Genomic DNA, 15,642 nt, shown 5'->3' with positions numbered 1-15,642 from the left:
ATATTATGGAAATTTGTGAACTTTACTAGAGCTCGCTATAGAAGTATAAAACAAAAAAACGGCATTTCTGCCGTTTTGATTAGAGCGATTGGTGGAGCTTGGCGCTAGCATCAATTGAACTCCACGCTGTTCATTATGTCCGGCGCATATAGGCGCGAACCGTAATCGGTGCAAAGATGGCTACGATCACAATTGCTCCGATCAGAGAGATAGCCAAATCCCAGCCTACCGTTCCAGAGTTGGTCAAATCACGGACGGCACTGACAAGATGGGAGACCGGATTGATGTTGACAAACCATTGAAGCCATTTCGGCATGGTATCAACCGGCACAAAGGCATTGGAAAGAAACGTCAGCGGAAACAGCACAATCATCGATATCCCTTGTACGCTTGAGGCAGTACGGGCGATGACGCCGAAGAAAGCGAAGATCCAGCTGATTGACCAAGAACAGAAGATCACAAGTAGTGCAGCGATGGCCACATGATCAAGGCCTCCATCAGGACGATAGCCCATAATGTATCCCATAGTTAAAGTGAGTACAGTAGCAATCGTGTACCTAATGGTGTCTGCAAGCAAAGCTCCAGCTAACGGAGCAATTCGTGAGATTGGCAATGACTTGAACCGATCAAATACACCTTTATCCATGTCCTCACGCAATTGAACGCCAGTAACAACTGAGGTCGTAATTACAGTCTGCACGAGAATGCCGGGAATGATGACGGGCAAATAACTGATTACGTCACCTGAGATGGCACCGCCAAAAATATAGGTAAACATTAAAGTAAAGATGATTGGCTGAAATGTAACATCAAACAATTGCTCAGGTGTACGCCGAATTTTAAGCAGGCCGCGATAAGCCATCGTTAATGAATTACGAATGGTTTGACCAAAGCTCGTGTGGTTTTTCAGCTCACGATCAAATCCTGATTGAATGGAAGTGCTTTTCATACTTTTACCGCCTCCGCTTTATTGGATACATCGGACGCTTGTGCAGTGTCCTCTTTAACACCATGACCTGTGATTGTGAGGAACACCTCATCAAGGGTCGGTTTTTGTACGCTCATTTCTGCCAAATGAATCCCTCTCTCACGCAGTGCGATAAGCAGATCTGTGACCAAATCGGCATCCGCCATAGGGGCCGTAATCATTCCAGCTTCATATAACACAATGGATTGTGTTTTCAGCACATGTTCAACCGTTTGACGAGCTGCTTCGATGTCCAGCGGGTTTACTACTCTCAATTGCAATGAGGATGTACCTACTGAAGCTTTCAGTTCATCCACCGTGCCCTCTGCCACTACCCGACCGCGATCGATAACTGCGATTCTATCAGCCAATTGATCCGCCTCATCGAGGTACTGTGTCGTTAACAGCACGGTCGACCCCGTCTTCACCAACCGGCGAATCGTATCCCACATTTGAGCACGCGTACGCGGGTCGAGCCCTGTAGTCGGCTCATCCAAGAAGATAAGCGGCGGTTGTGCAATAAGACTCGCCGCCAAATCCAAGCGGCGGCGCATGCCGCCGGAAAAGTTTTTCAATGGCCGCTTCGCTGCTTCCGTCAAACCAAACTCCTCAAGCAATTCATCTGCTTTACGCTTCGCTTCTGAACGCCCAAGCCCTAGCAGCCTAGAGAAGATAACCAGGTTTTCTGTAGCGCTTAGTGATTCATCAACCGATGCGTACTGGCCGGTAACCCCAATTAATTGACGAACAATCTGTGATTCCTTTACTACATCGTGCCCGAAGATTCGCGCCGAGCCTGCATCTGGACGAAGCAAGGTTGCGAGCATACTAATCGTTGTGGTCTTGCCAGCTCCATTCGGACCAAGCACACCGTAAATTGAACCCGCGCGTACATTCATATTCACGCCATCCACAGCCCGATTTTCACCAAAAGTTTTTACGAGTCCGTTCGCTTCGACAGCCCAGTCACCGTGGTTTGGCTCTATTTTCTTCTTATTTACATGAACCATTGTAATTCCTCCTATACAACTGTTGATAACGTGATGGTAACGTACCTTTGTAAACTGAATTTAAACAAAAAATGATCCGCAGTTTAAATCTTACGTTTTATCGAGCGCATAAATTCTATCCCTGACCTTAAATTCACAGAAATGAAACATCCCACTTAAAAGCTGATCACCAAAAAAAGCCCCTATTTCTCTGCCGATTGCAGAAAATAAGGACTTTCTAACTGACCGCCATTTGAATTAGGGTCTGTTTTAGAGCAATGTCATAAACTTAAGGCTATGATACGATCAGAGTATTTCATAGCTTTTCATCTTATAATTCTAAACGCAAAAAAAGCAGCTCAATCCTTTCACTTACTAATTACAATAGACAACTTATAATTAACATGATTATTTAATTCGGTTAAAAATAGATCCAGCTCATGGTTGGATGGAAATCTGCACTCCAAAAGATAACAACCATCTCCACTGATTTTGAAGTTGTTCAAGATGTACTGCTGTTGTTTCTCAATATAGGCCAAATAGGGCTTATGTTCCGTGCCCTTTGTATAAATATTTATAAAGGAGTGGATTGCATATCCTGCTTTGTGCTGATTTAGATTAATCGTGTATCCTTCTATAACACCTTGTTCTTCTAATTTATTCACTCTGGACGCTGTTGCCTGCCCCGTCAGATGAACCTTCTCGCCTAATTGCTTCATCGTGATACGACCATTCATTAACAGCTCATCAACTATTTTTTTGTCCGTAGAATCCAACAAAATAACAACCTCTTTCATAAATCAAGTTATATGTTTAAACACTTGATTTTAGTTATGTACAGCAGCTTTCCTTAAATATTATGCTATACATGTAGAGTATTTAAGGAGGAGAACAACATGAAAATTAGACAAATACGAAACGCAACAATGATTATAAATTATGCAAATAAAACCTTTTTGATTGATCCATTTTTGGCGAAAAAGGGGGCTTATCCTCCGTTTCCAAATACGTTGAATCAGGATACATTTAACCCAACAGTAGATCTCCCCATTTCAATCGAAGAGATCATAGATGCAGATGTCGTTGTTGTCACTCATTTACATCCTGATCATTTTGACGCCGCGGCGATCGAAGCATTGCCGAAAACTATTCCTATTATTGCACAGTCTGTAGATGATGTCGCAGTCATTCGAAAAGCAGGTTTTCAAAATGTACAATCGATAGATCGTATTTCGTATATAGAAGGCATTAGCTTAACTAGAACAAACGGAAAACATGGCATTGGCGAAATTGGAAAGATGATGGGCGAGGTTTCTGGCGTTGTCTTTAACCATCCGGATGAAAAAACACTTTATCTTGCAGGAGATACGATATGGTGCAACGATGTTGAAGACAGCATCAGACTGCATCATCCTGAAGTCATCATTGTAAATGGAGGTGCTGCACAATTTCTTCAAGGCGATCCGATCATTATGACAAAAGAAGACATTTATCAAACCTATATGGCAGCTCCGCAATCGACCATTATCGTTTCACATATGGAAGCACTCAATCACTGCTTATTAACTCGAAGAGAATTACAAGCATTCCTTGATGAAAAGGAACTTTCAAAACATATTTTAGTACCCATTGATGGTGAATCCATCACTTTTTAAATGAAAAATCATTTTCCTCTGGCGTAATAAGGCTGTCGAGAAACTCTCGGCAGCCTTCAATAGGTCTAATTTATTTAAAATGCTACTAATAATACAGGATTCAAAGTACTTTACAGCTAACTATTTGGTTCCATCACCTTATAAACACAGTTTCTTCCGCCTGACAAAATATGCTCTACGCGTTCAATCTGAACTTCACTGCCTAGCACGGATTGAAAGAGGCTTAACTCATTTTTACATAACCCGGCACAAGCAGCAGCAGCTTCACAGATTGGACAATGCTTCTCTATAAACAACAGGCTTCCATCGCCTAGATCCTTGATCTCAGCCATATAACCTTCTTTTGTGCGAATATCAGCCAGTTTCTCCAGTTTTCCAATTAGATGAGATTCCCCGCCAAGTTGGAAAAGGTATTGCTCCAGCATATTTTTATTTCGTACTGTCAGCAGCTTATCCAGCCCCTCGATTCCGAAAGCCTCTCGCATAGATTGAAGCAGACTAACTGACAATTCCGAATACCCGCTTGGAAAAAAACGATCAGCTTCAGGCGTTAATCTCCACAGCTTGGCCGGTCGTCCCATCGGACGAGCTTCTTCTTCATACGTAACTAATCCTTCTTCTTTCAGCGCATTTAAATGCTGGCGAATAGCCATTCCAGATAATAGAAACTCTGAGGCTAATGCCATAACATCCATACCACCCTGCTGCTTCAGCAGATTAATGATTCCTCTTCGCGTCTTCGTTGAGGAATCTTTGTTCGTTTGACTTCCGCTCATTATAGGGACCTCCTTTTGAGGCAACTGACTCTATATCACTCTCTACATTTTAAATAAAAATGTTGACAAAGTCAAAGCTGAACTGTAGCCTGAACTTTATAAAGAAATATGTTTACTAAGTATCCGGATATGGCGTATACATAAAAAATTTTGTTGGAGGTTAAAGGCAATGCCGAATCATCAAAGCATTTTTAGTCCGCGTTATTTTGCACTATCGATAGGAATTATTTTGTCAGTAATGGCAGTAGGATTTGAGGGCTTAGCCGTAACCACGATCGCTCCTTCCATCGCCGGTGATTTGAATGGCATTCATCTCTTTGGCTGGATATTCAGCACTTATCTGCTTGCTCAGATTGTTGGCACCCTGGTTGTCGGTCGTATTATTGATAAAAAAGGGCCAGCAGTACCGTTTACGATTGCACTTGTTTTGTTTATTGCGGGTCTGATTGCTGCGGCTGCTGCCAGCGATATGTACGTTATGATTGCGGCGCGAGCGCTGCAAGGCCTTGGTGCTGGTGCGATGATGACTTGCGTATACACCGCTATCTCCTTAAGCTATCCCGATGAATTACGTTCCAAAATACTCGGTGCATTCGGTACAGCCTACGTCCTTCCGTCTATGCTCGGTCCATTCGTTGCCGGTTTGATTGCAGAACAGTGGTCTTGGCGTTTTGTATTCTGGGGCATATTGCCGATTATCGTTCTGTCAGCCATTCTTAGCTTGCCGGCTTTTAGAAAATTGAAGGTACAAGGTACAAGGGAGGGTAATGGTGCCGCCGCTACGTGGATGGCTTTATTTTTAACGATAGGTACAGGTATTTTCCTCGTTGGACTTGGCATGCTGCCCAAAATTACAGGAGCTGTACTAAGCATTGCCGGCTTAGCCGTCATGTCATATCCACTGCGCAAGCTGTTGCCTACGGGCACTCTACTATTCCGAAGAGGCATGCCAGCTATTCTAGCAACACGTGGACTTTTTTTCGCCGCATATGTCAGTACACAAAATTTTCTTGTGTTAGCTCTAATCGATATTAAAGGCATTAATCCCGCTCATGCCGGATTAATTGTTGCCAGCGCGGCGCTTAGCTGGTGTCTCTTTGCTTATTTGCAAGGGCGCTGGGATACAGCAGACCAAGGCCGTGGGCGTAATAGAAGAATTATTTTAGGCGTGCTGCTGCTCACAATAGGTTTTGCTTTAGTCGTTTGGATTCCAAACGTAACGGTTGCCTTGGCCGTAATGGGGCAAATCATTGCAGGAATTGGAATGGGATTATCCCATCCAACGAGCGGTGCGGTTGCATTTGCCCATACTAGTAAAGACGGAGCTGGCGAGACGTCCGCTAATTTGCAATTTGCAGATTCTTTCACACCGGGTGTGGTGATCGGTATAGGCGGTGCTATCCTTGTCGTTAGTCAAGCTGCCGGAATGACAATGCAATCGGGATTGATTGTAACGATGGGATTTAATCTTTTGTTAATACTAATGAGTTTATTTGCAAGTATTCGTATTTCTTCTAAGAAACCAATGGCAGGCTAAAACACGATGGGGTGATCTGGAGGAGAAGAGATTATCTCAAGCGAATGAATGAGTGAGTTACTTTGTCAGTTAGTTCATAAAGAAGAAGAGGAGCCTAATTGCAGGCTCCTCTTCTATCGTGTACGACATTAATATAAAGTTTTTGTAGCGCCTGCGTCATAGCTCAGCAGCTCATCTGTTCGATTGTCGCGTATTTTGGCTGCCCATTCTGGATCAGCAAGCAGTGCACGGCCTATGGCTACCAGATCAAACTCTTCCTTTTCTAGTCTTTCAATTAAGCTGTTCAAAATGGCCGGCTTCGCAGCGTCCCCGCTGCTGCTTCTAAATTCATTATCCAGTCCAACTGAGCCTACAGTTATCGTTGGTTTTCCTGTCAGCTTCTTCGTCCATCCTGCCAGATTTAGATGAGAATCCTCAAACTCCGGCTCCCAATATCGCCGTGTTGAACAATGGAAGACATCCACTCCCGCATCAGCAAGCGGCGTCAAAAATTGCAAAAGCTGCTGAGGCGTTTCCGCCAATTTGGCATCATAATGACCTGCCTTCCATTGTGAGAATCGGAATACGATTGGAAAATCTTCTCCGACTGCACGACGGCATGCTTCAACAATCTCAACAGCGAAACGTGTCCTCGCTGCAAGGTCATCACCATAGCGATCAGTCCGTGTATTTGTTTGGCCCCAGAAGAACTGATCGATCAAATAACCATGCGCACCATGAAGCTCAATACCATCAAAGCCGATTCGTGCTGCATCTGCCGCTGACTGTGCGTAAGCTGCGATAACATCCCCAATCTCTTTCTCCGTTAGTGGCTCTGTTATTTTCTCACCTGATAGATTAAGTCCCGAAGGACCAATTGGCAATGCTTCCTTATTGGGGAGGTCGCCAATTTTTCGCGTTAACCCAACATGCCATAGCTGCGGAATAATTTTACCGCCGGCTTCATGTACTTCTTTTACCACGTTGGACCAGCCGCTCAGTGCAGCCTCCCCATGAAAGTGAGGCCAATTCGGACTTGCAGCAGCAGCCTTATGATCGATTACGGTTCCTTCGGTGACGATAAGACCAACGCCATTCTCCGCCCGCCGACGATAATAAGCCGCAACATCAGACCCTGGAACTCCATTTGGGGAGTATCCTCTTGTCATTGGCGCCATCACAATACGATTGGCAATCTGCAAATTTTTGGAGACAAAGGGCTTAAATAAAGCTTCAACGGATGTTTCATTTGTGGTATTAGACATGTACATTCCTCCTATATATTTGATTTGAGTTTAATTAGGTTTGTGTACTATAGATACTATCATGAATCACCATGTATTCCCACCACTTTACTTATTTTCAATACTGTAAAACCGAAAACCTTTTAATCTAAAAAAATGCTCTGGTGTTATAATGGAAAAGGAATCCAAATAAAACAGTTATCCAATAGGAGGGTTTGTATGGATTATCTTCGAGATTACACCATGTATGCAGCAATATTTGGCATGTTTAGTTTCAGTTGGTTTGGCTGGGCACAAGAAAATCCTAGAGCGAGTTGGCGCAAATACATTGGCATAGCTTCTGGCATTGCACTTCTAGTATGCTTGGCAGGCGTCTACCTAAGTATAACGAACTGGGACGCACCCTCCGCTTTGTCTAATCAATCATCTTTCCGTAACTATTTGATTTCGGTATACACTGAGATCATTTTGGCAGGTGCGGGTGCTTTTGTATTCATAAAAACAAAACGCAGCAAATACGTTTCCCCTTGGATTGCCTTTATTGTTGGTATTCATTTTATTAGTTTGAAACATGTTTTCAAAGATTCCAGCTTATATGTACTTGCTGCGTTGTTGGTTGCCGTTGCCATTAGTACGTTAATCATATCTCCAAAGCTTAAGGTAGCCCATAGCGCAATTGCAGGTATTGGTGCTGGTACCGTTTTATTCTGCTTCGCCCTCTTAGGCTTGATTCGATATTTCTTGGTCTAATACAAGCCAAAACAACCATAACTGCATCTCTGCTGTTATGGTTGTTTTATTTATTTATTTTCTATCTATTAAAATGGCGCAGCTTCTCTGGATTCATGACAATATAAATGTCCGAAATGACGTTGTCTTTGATATGGAAGGTAATAACCGAAAACGTAAGCTCGCCAGACTTAATCACAATGCCGCTATTTCCATTGAGTTCAACAACATCACAAGTGAAATCTGAAGGAACTTCCGGTCTAATCGCCGTAAAATAACGGATAATAAGATTTTGCCCCACAATCGGACGCAGAGCCGCATTTGTTTTGCCGCCTCCATCCGTATACAATACTGTTTCCGTGGAAAGAATCGACAGCATGCGATTGATATTGCCAGAAATGATTGCGTTTACGAATTCCTCCATCATAGGACTAGCAATCTCCTGCGGAGTCAATTCACTGCTGGAAGAAGACCCTATGCTTTTTTTTGCCCTATAAAAAATTTGCCTACAGTTTCCGCTGCTCTTATCGAGAATAGCGGCAATATCTTGAAATGGGTAATGAAACAACTCCCTTAATAGAAAAACAACACGTTCTACGGCGGTCAGCTGCTGCAATAACAGCAAGTATGCGGTAGACATCATTTCCTTCGAAATGTATAGTTGGAGCGGATCGTTTGAGTTAACACCACTAGTAACGAGAGGCTCTGGCAGCCACGGTCCCACATACAATTCCCGCTGCCTGCTTGTCGATTTCAACTTATTCAGGCATTTATTCGTAACTACTTTGCACATATAAGCTTTAATAAACTGGATATGATCAGACTGATCTTCATGCAAAGAGATAAACGCGTCCTGAACAATATCTTCCGCATCCGCGACACTGCCCATCATTTGATAAGCGAGCGAAAATAATAACGGCTTCAATTCAACATATAGCTGTTCCGTATTCACATGTCACTCCCATTCATACCTTTATGTTGTTTAATTACGGCTTGTGCGGCTCTTCTAGCCCCAGCAAACACAGCATCAACCAAAGTTTCTCCAACATGACCGGTCCAATCTCCTGCAACATAAAGACCTGGGATTTCCGGAACATCCGGCCCTGGATAAATGCCATTCTTATCAATAGAAGCAAAATCATGAGCGACCGTTATATTAGGTAAAAACTGACGGGCAGCTTCCACTTCGCGCCATCCCGGCTGCATAAGATCTAGCGCTTGCTCCAAGTGCTGTTCATCCTCTTTGGGATAGCTCGGATTTTCTCCAAGCTGCTTAATCATATGAATGACGACAGAATCCCCATCGTCGTTATGGCTGGCAACGGATGTTGGGTTGTTATAAAAAATAGGAGCATCCAACCAGAAGCCAGCGATGAAGGATGCTCTTGGATTCGGTAGACGATGCAATACAAGATCCAAACAAGCCGCTTTTATCGTATGCGCTTGCTCCTTCCAATTAGAAAGCAGGTTCTGATTAGCGTCTTTTACAAGCTTGCATGCATCTCCTAGACCAGCGGCCACGATGACAGACGAAATCACCAATGACTCTCCATCCGCAAAACTGACTCGCAAACCCTCTTTGTCTGGTACAATTCCAACTACTGAACGACCAGTCACAATCGTAACCGAGGCTTGCTCTGCTTTTTGCTTCAGCGCATCTACAAGATTTGCCCACCCCTTTTCAATATAAAATGCCTTTCCGCCAAACGTTCGCTGCAATTGTTTCACAGCGATTGAGGCTATTAGCAGCTCTGGGTGCGGTACAAAGGTGTTCGTCCGACAAATCGAATAAATAACATGCCTAATCATCGGATCTTGAACTTCCTTTTCAGCCCATTCTCGGAATGTTACCCTTTCGAGTTTCGTTGTATCGATTTTAGCTAATTTCATCATAAACCGTGCTAGCTCTATTTTCCCAGTAAACGAGAACAATTTAGATGTGAGCAATTGAATGGGTCCAGTCGGCAAAGGAAACACTTGATTGTTCCAAATTGCGGCCACTGATGGTGGTGGATTGGCTCCTTTTAGCTTAACCTCAAGCTCTTTTAGCACTTCCTCGCCTACCCCTTCCTGATAGAAAGCATGAACACCCAGGTTGAGATAAGCTCCTTTCTTTTTCACCGTTAATGCCCTTCCGCCCAATCGATTGGACTTTTCGACTAGCAGCACGCGTAATCCTGCTTTAGCCAAATAAATAGAAGCTGTCAGACCAGATAAACCGCCGCCAATAATGACAGCGTCATAGGCTGTTTTTCGCTCATCCATAATGATCACCTCATGTTTTTGCTTATATGACAAATAACAAAGGTGTTTTGTTACAGAAAAGTATTCATTTTCTGCCCTGATCACCACCGTTTTCTTCTAGACAACACGAGAAAAGTGAGCTACACTTTGTTAGAATTTGGCAAGATCATGAGGAGAATGGAGCAGGTTGAAGATGCGTATTGCCGCAGATATGAAACGTTTTTTGCAGGTGGATGGTGCAGGTAGGATGCTTTTCACCTTATTTTGTTATGGCATCGGCATGGGCATTCTAGCACCGATGAATGCAATTTATTTAAGTGAGAGCATCGGGCTTTCAAAGAATGAAGTCGTATCGATCTTCGTTGTGTCGCTGCTGCTCAATATGGGAACTACGATTACAGTTGGACTGTTAAGTGATAAGCTGCGCAGCAGAAAGAGACTGGTCATTACAGCTGCTTTGTTATGTCTCGTCGGTTTGTTCATTTATATGAACGCAGAAGGTTATGTCCAGGCGCTGATCGGCATGTGTGTTGTGAGCGCTCCGTCCGGACTCATTATGGGACAATTGTTCGCTATATCTCGGAATCATTTTGCTAGACTTGCCGGGGATATTGTGGAGATGGCACAAATATGGCTGCGCGCAGGGTACAGTGTTGGGTTTTTTTGCGGTTTGCTGGCAGGAGCGAACTTGTATTTGATTGCTACGTTTCAAGGTGTATTATGGGGCAACTTTGCAGGTTACGCAATGCTCGTTATCTTGCTGTTGTTCTACCGGGAACACTCTGAAGAGAAAAAACAAGCTAATATGGGAGCGAGCGAGCCTTTTTCCCTCATTATGCTAATTGCTCTGCTGCTGCTTGCATGCGCAGATGCCATTCGCGGATTGTACTTGCCGCTTGTCGTTAAAACGTTGTTCGGCAAGCCGGAATATATGTCTTATATTTGGAGCTCCCAAGCCGTATTCGAGCTGTTGTTCATGACCATCGCCGGTTATTGGGCGGCGAAATACGGCAGCAAAATAATTATTTTAATTGGCGGCTTTGGGGCGCTTATTACTTATACGATTTATGCCTTGCACTCGCCATTGATCGTTTTTTTCCTCATTCAGCCGATTTATTCTTTTTTTGTATCCATCTTGTACGGAGTAGCGATGGGGTATGTGCAGCGCATGTTCGCAGGCCGGACCGGATTCGGCGCAAGCTTGTACGTTTTCATTTCACTAACGGCATCATTAATCGGATATTTGTTACCATTATTCATCGAAGGGTACGATCCATCCATATTCGTCATTCCAATTGCGCTAGTATCTATTTCAATAACGATTATGTCTATCGTGCTGATAAGGGAACGTCGTCTGTCACAGCTGCCTCAATAATAAAACAAGCCTTGAGCCCATTCGGGTTCAAGGCTTATTCTTTGTTGCACAATGAACCTCAATAATCACTTTTCAACCCCGCATTTAACGGTAAGTCGGATTTACGACGCCAATTGCACGCTCCACGCTAAACTTGCCCTTCTCAAAGGTCAAATACTCATTGCCTTTCACATGAAAAGGAATCTCTTGATTATTATAAATAATTGCACCCTGAATCTCACGTACACTCATTCCAATGATTCCCTTCATTTGACCCTGGCGATCGGTAATAACGCGAATGCCGCTTGGAAAACGGATGAAGCTTTCTCCATTTCGATACAGCTCCGACCCCGCCTGCATATTTAACAGTTCATAGGTAACACCATCCACGATTCGGCTGTAGCCTGTCTCACCGGTAATCTCTTCTCCATGATCCATATTGTAGGGTACAAGTCCCGTAAACCATAGCTCGCCGTCTGGTGTAGGCAAAATACCGCATAAACGCTCAACATAATCTAACAGGCACAATATCGACGGAGAATACGCCTCAGTAAATCCCTCATCTCCAGTCCACGGGCTAACCGCCTGCGCAAAGCGGGTTGCTTTGGTAAATGAAGCTAAGATCGGGTACATCACCCAAGTGAGTTCAACGTGCCGTCCATGATGCTCGAAAGCATGAGGTGCGCGAATCAAGCTAAGGAAGTTCGATGCGCCTCCCCAGCTGTTGTAGCTAGAGAACGGATCAAAGCGCGGATCGTCCATAGCCATCGAAGTAAATGGATATTTGGCAAAAAATTTGCTTGTATTCAATAAATAACGTCTGAGCATCGTATCAAAAAAAGCCTGATCTCCTACTTCGCATGCCATTACGCGCAGCAGCACATCCGATTGTACTCGCACAAGCTCATCATTTCGGTCTCGATCATAGAAGAAATGATCCTCTCCATCAAAGCAATAACGATACAAGCTCGTTAAGCTCTCTTCGGCTCTCGCTAGCCAGTGCTGCTTGCTAGGAAGCTCAAGCTCCTCTGCAATACGAGCCAAGTAAAGACGTTGACAATATACATTTGCAGTTAAATCCGGCGCCAAAAAAGGTAATATCGGAGAATCAGGATTCATTTGCGCAGCATCATTAAGATGAGGGGTGTCAGGGACATGCCAGAACCGCGGTGAAAGATCATGCCCCGTATCAAAAGTACTGAATGCCTCTACACAACCTGTTCCACGGGTATTTCGGTACTGAACCAGCCACTCATCGTAGCTTGCCATCGCAGTATACATCGTTTGCAAAAACGGCTTCCCCGCATGATTCAGCTTATAATGGTTCCATATACTGCGTGCAAGCGGCGTCACCAGCTGAATCTGCCGGAATGCAGGACCATGCTCCGTTACCTTATAAGGCAACAAACCATCCTCACGCTGGTGCACGGCAAACGAGCGGAAAGTTGCATCCGATACGGATGGTATAAAGCGAGAAAGTAGCTCAGCATTAATCGTTCCTGTACTTTCCAGCCAACAGCCGAGATAGATTCCTCCTTCTTGCAAAATCGGCTCTTCACCGCCCGTAGGAACAATACAATCGAGCAGCTTGCGCACTGCTGCATAATAAACCTGCTCAAGCTTGCCTGAACGTGTTGTAAAACGAATGCCGGATTGCTTCCATTCCTCAAGGCTATTTTTATGAGATGGTTTCGTCAACTCGCCAATCTTCTCATCTATAGACAGCTCTCGAAGCTGCTTCAGCAATGATTCGCTCATCCTAATCGCCTCGCTTTTCCGATATAATTGTTTTCTCCACTTATTTAAAAACAGACTGCCGCGAGGCAGCCTGTCTATTCATGCATTGCTGATACCAACTCACAGGAAACTATTGATTGTTTTTGAATATTTTCAGAGTGCCATTATAGAAGTCCTTAACAGCCACTTCTACGCTCTTGCGTCCGAAACCAATTTCATACATCGTCGATTCGGCAAGCTTGGAATATTCAGAGAAGCCCGGAGGATTGTAGCTGACCGCAAACGGCTCCTTGTTTGTCGCTTCTGAAACACGGCTTGTGTAGTCATAAACAATTTTCTCTACGCTGTTCGCGCTAGTTTCAAGGAGCTTGCGGTTAGCCGCAACCACTGGTACACCGCGATCATTGCCTAACAATTTCGCAACATCGGGATCATTAATGAAGAAACTCAACAACGTCGCTACCTCGTTTGGATGTTTGGTCTTGGCATAACCCGACAAACCTTGGCTTGACTCGAACACTACGCCTGTTCCCTTCTCGCCGCGCGGCAGCTGTACCATAATCAGCTCATCTTGCGTAAGTCCTTGCAATGCTGCCAATTGATTGGACGGAATTAAGCTCATCGCTACTTTTCCTGTGACAACTAATGACTTACTTGTATCGCCGGGAGGATTGGATACTTGCAGCTCGGAAGGGACAACACCGCCGGCTTTCATCGTTTCATCCCAATATTGGAACCATTTTAACACGTCAGCCTCTTCGAAGCCCAGCGTCCCTTTATCCATATCATAAAGCTGTTTGCCTTGCTGCTTCAGGCCGATATCCATTCCATCAATGGACATGTTATAAGTACCATAGACACCGCTGCCCAGTTTGTCCGAGATTTCTTTGCTGATTCGTGCAAAGTCTTCCCAATTCCAACCATCCTCAGGTACGGGAAGGCCCGCTTTCTCGAACATCGTCTTATTCACAACGACTCCGCGTGCATTAGCACCAGCAGAAATATGAAGAAGCTTGCCGCCTATCGTGCCGTATTGAATCATCGATTGATCCATATCGCTTAAATTAAGCTCTTTATCCACGTATGGAGAAAGATCAAGAAGCACTTCCTTATTCGCATAATCGACCACATTTCCTCCTAAGAAAAAAATGTCTGGCGCTGTGCCGGAAGCAAGCTGCGTATTAAGCTTATCGAAATAACCAGTGGATGGGGCAAACTCGCCAACAACCTTAATGGATGGGTTTTTCTCTTGAAAAATTTTCAACGCCTCGTTTGTAATATCCGCCCTCTTTTGATCTCCCCACCACATAATGCGCAGTTCTACTTGTTTTGCTTCACTTGACTCATTTCCGTTTTTCTCTTTTTCATTGCTTGATCCTCCACTGCCTGTACCACCTGAGCATGCCGCAGTGAACACCATTAACATTCCTAAAGCCAAAATAAGCAACCGCTGTTTCATTTTGATTTCCCCCAATACCCTATTATGAATTCGCTTTCACTTATGATGCTACCCTGATTTCCGTTTATACGGAATTTCATTCCTTCGGGTATTCATTATCAATTTTTTCGGTTATCGAGCAAGAAAACACATTATCATTTCAAACCGGTAGTTGCGATGCCATCCAAGAAATAGCGTTGAAAAATAAGAAATATCAGCGTTATTGGCACAAGCGACAATGCCGACATGGCAAGCAGCGCGCCCCAATCCGATTGACCAGTAGGATCAAATAAAGAACGAATTCCCAGCTGCACTGTAAACAGCTTAATATCACTCAAGTAGATCATCTGGCTGAAAAAATCGTCCCATGACCAAATAAAAGTGAAAATAGCGGCGGATATCAAAGCGGGTACTAAGAGCGGAATGATAATGCGGAAATAAATTTGCCGCGGACTGCAGCCGTCAATCGTCGCACTTTCATCCAGCTCTCTCGGAATTCCGCGGATAAACTGCACCATCATAAGAATAAAAAAGGAATCATGCGCCAGCCATTTTGGCAGCACGAGCGGAAAATACGTATTGATCCATTGCAGCTCATTATAGATGACGTATTGCGGAACAAGCGTCACATGATAGGGAAGCATAATCGTCACCAGCATTAACGAAAACCAAAGCTTCTGAAACTTGAAATTCAACCGCGCGAACGCAAAGGCTGCTAAGGAGCAGGTAATCACATTGCCAAGCACGCTTAGAATCGATATCAGCCATGAGTTTGCAAAAAACTTACTAAATGCTATTCCCTGAAAGCCGCGCCAGCCGTTAATATAATTATCCAAAGTGAATGAGCTTGACCATAATCCCGGCTGTGTAAAGATCAGCTCATTAGGCTTAAAGGAGCTGCTTATTAACCATAGTACAGGGTAAAGCATGGCAATGCCAAAGATGATAATGATCGTATGTTTAGTTAATCCGTTTAACTTCCTCACTTGCATA

14 protein-coding genes are annotated in these 15,642 nt (G+C 44.1%); 4 read left to right on the top strand and 10 right to left on the bottom strand.

What is annotated here, in order from left to right:
- Positions 1 to 133 precede the first annotated feature (133 nt).
- The 3 genes from AC1DOV_RS10245 to AC1DOV_RS10235 form a co-directional block, all read right to left on the bottom strand.
- Positions 134 to 949: an ABC transporter permease gene (locus AC1DOV_RS10245; RefSeq protein WP_477549839.1), complete on the bottom strand. Its 816-nt coding sequence runs from the start codon at positions 947 to 949 to the stop codon at positions 134 to 136.
- Positions 946 to 1,977, bottom strand: a complete 1,032-nt coding sequence (locus AC1DOV_RS10240; protein WP_477549838.1) for an ATP-binding cassette domain-containing protein — start codon at positions 1,975 to 1,977, stop codon at positions 946 to 948. Before AC1DOV_RS10240 ends, AC1DOV_RS10245 begins: the two co-directional genes overlap by 4 nt.
- Positions 1,978 to 2,324: 347 nt before the next feature.
- Positions 2,325 to 2,735 carry an Lrp/AsnC family transcriptional regulator gene (locus AC1DOV_RS10235; RefSeq protein ID WP_441880879.1) on the bottom strand — a complete coding sequence of 137 codons (411 nt, stop codon included), beginning with the start codon at positions 2,733 to 2,735 and terminating at the stop codon, positions 2,325 to 2,327.
- 117 nt (positions 2,736 to 2,852) lie between these two features.
- Here AC1DOV_RS10235 and AC1DOV_RS10230 point away from each other — a divergent pair, with 117 nt between their 5' ends.
- Entirely contained in the window at positions 2,853 to 3,611 is a 759-nt protein-coding gene (locus tag AC1DOV_RS10230; RefSeq protein WP_441880878.1) for an MBL fold metallo-hydrolase, read from the top strand.
- 116 nt (positions 3,612 to 3,727) lie between these two features.
- Here the strand turns inward: AC1DOV_RS10230 and AC1DOV_RS10225 are convergent, their stop codons facing one another.
- The gene (locus AC1DOV_RS10225; protein ID WP_441880877.1) at positions 3,728 to 4,387 is read right to left on the bottom strand and encodes a helix-turn-helix transcriptional regulator; all 660 of its coding nucleotides are present in this window, start codon (positions 4,385 to 4,387) and stop codon (positions 3,728 to 3,730) included.
- A gap of 169 nt (positions 4,388 to 4,556) precedes the next feature.
- On the opposite strand from AC1DOV_RS10225, the gene AC1DOV_RS10220 reads away from it, so the two are divergent.
- A complete protein-coding gene (locus AC1DOV_RS10220; protein ID WP_477549837.1) occupies positions 4,557 to 5,924 on the top strand; it encodes an MFS transporter in 1,368 nt (455 codons plus the stop codon).
- A gap of 128 nt (positions 5,925 to 6,052) precedes the next feature.
- Here AC1DOV_RS10220 and AC1DOV_RS10215 read toward each other — a convergent pair whose 3' ends face one another.
- Positions 6,053 to 7,168, bottom strand: a complete 1,116-nt coding sequence (locus AC1DOV_RS10215) for an NADH:flavin oxidoreductase (protein ID WP_477549836.1) — start codon at positions 7,166 to 7,168, stop codon at positions 6,053 to 6,055.
- A 198-nt stretch (positions 7,169 to 7,366) separates the two neighbouring features.
- Here AC1DOV_RS10215 and AC1DOV_RS10210 point away from each other — a divergent pair, with 198 nt between their 5' ends.
- Entirely contained in the window at positions 7,367 to 7,897 is a 531-nt protein-coding gene (locus AC1DOV_RS10210) for a hypothetical protein (protein WP_477549835.1), read from the top strand.
- Positions 7,898 to 7,958: 61 nt separating this feature from the next.
- Here the strand turns inward: AC1DOV_RS10210 and AC1DOV_RS10205 are convergent, their stop codons facing one another.
- Positions 7,959 to 8,828 carry an RNA polymerase sigma-70 factor gene (locus tag AC1DOV_RS10205; protein WP_477549834.1) on the bottom strand — a complete coding sequence of 290 codons (870 nt, stop codon included), beginning with the start codon at positions 8,826 to 8,828 and terminating at the stop codon, positions 7,959 to 7,961.
- Positions 8,825 to 10,141 (bottom strand): protoporphyrinogen/coproporphyrinogen oxidase, encoded by a 1,317-nt coding sequence (locus AC1DOV_RS10200; protein WP_477549833.1) that lies wholly within the window; start codon positions 10,139 to 10,141, stop codon positions 8,825 to 8,827. Before AC1DOV_RS10200 ends, AC1DOV_RS10205 begins: the two co-directional genes overlap by 4 nt.
- A gap of 172 nt (positions 10,142 to 10,313) precedes the next feature.
- On the opposite strand from AC1DOV_RS10200, the gene AC1DOV_RS10195 reads away from it, so the two are divergent.
- Positions 10,314 to 11,495: an MFS transporter gene (locus AC1DOV_RS10195; RefSeq protein WP_477512140.1), complete on the top strand. Its 1,182-nt coding sequence runs from the start codon at positions 10,314 to 10,316 to the stop codon at positions 11,493 to 11,495.
- 84 nt (positions 11,496 to 11,579) lie between these two features.
- On the opposite strand, the gene AC1DOV_RS10190 is transcribed toward AC1DOV_RS10195, so the two are convergent.
- From AC1DOV_RS10190 to AC1DOV_RS10180, 3 genes are all read right to left on the bottom strand, one after another.
- A complete protein-coding gene (locus AC1DOV_RS10190) occupies positions 11,580 to 13,232 on the bottom strand; it encodes an MGH1-like glycoside hydrolase domain-containing protein (protein ID WP_477512123.1) in 1,653 nt (550 codons plus the stop codon).
- Between the two features lie 109 nt (positions 13,233 to 13,341).
- Positions 13,342 to 14,670 carry an ABC transporter substrate-binding protein gene (locus tag AC1DOV_RS10185; protein ID WP_076270501.1) on the bottom strand — a complete coding sequence of 443 codons (1,329 nt, stop codon included), beginning with the start codon at positions 14,668 to 14,670 and terminating at the stop codon, positions 13,342 to 13,344.
- A gap of 134 nt (positions 14,671 to 14,804) precedes the next feature.
- Entirely contained in the window at positions 14,805 to 15,641 is an 837-nt protein-coding gene (locus AC1DOV_RS10180) for a carbohydrate ABC transporter permease (protein ID WP_076270500.1), read from the bottom strand.
- Position 15,642: the final 1 nt, after the last annotated feature.

Source organism: Paenibacillus sp. 01T47 (assembly GCF_056398245.1).
The sequence above is the reverse complement of the archived record's forward strand: the minus strand, read 5'-3'. Positions and strand labels throughout refer to the sequence as shown.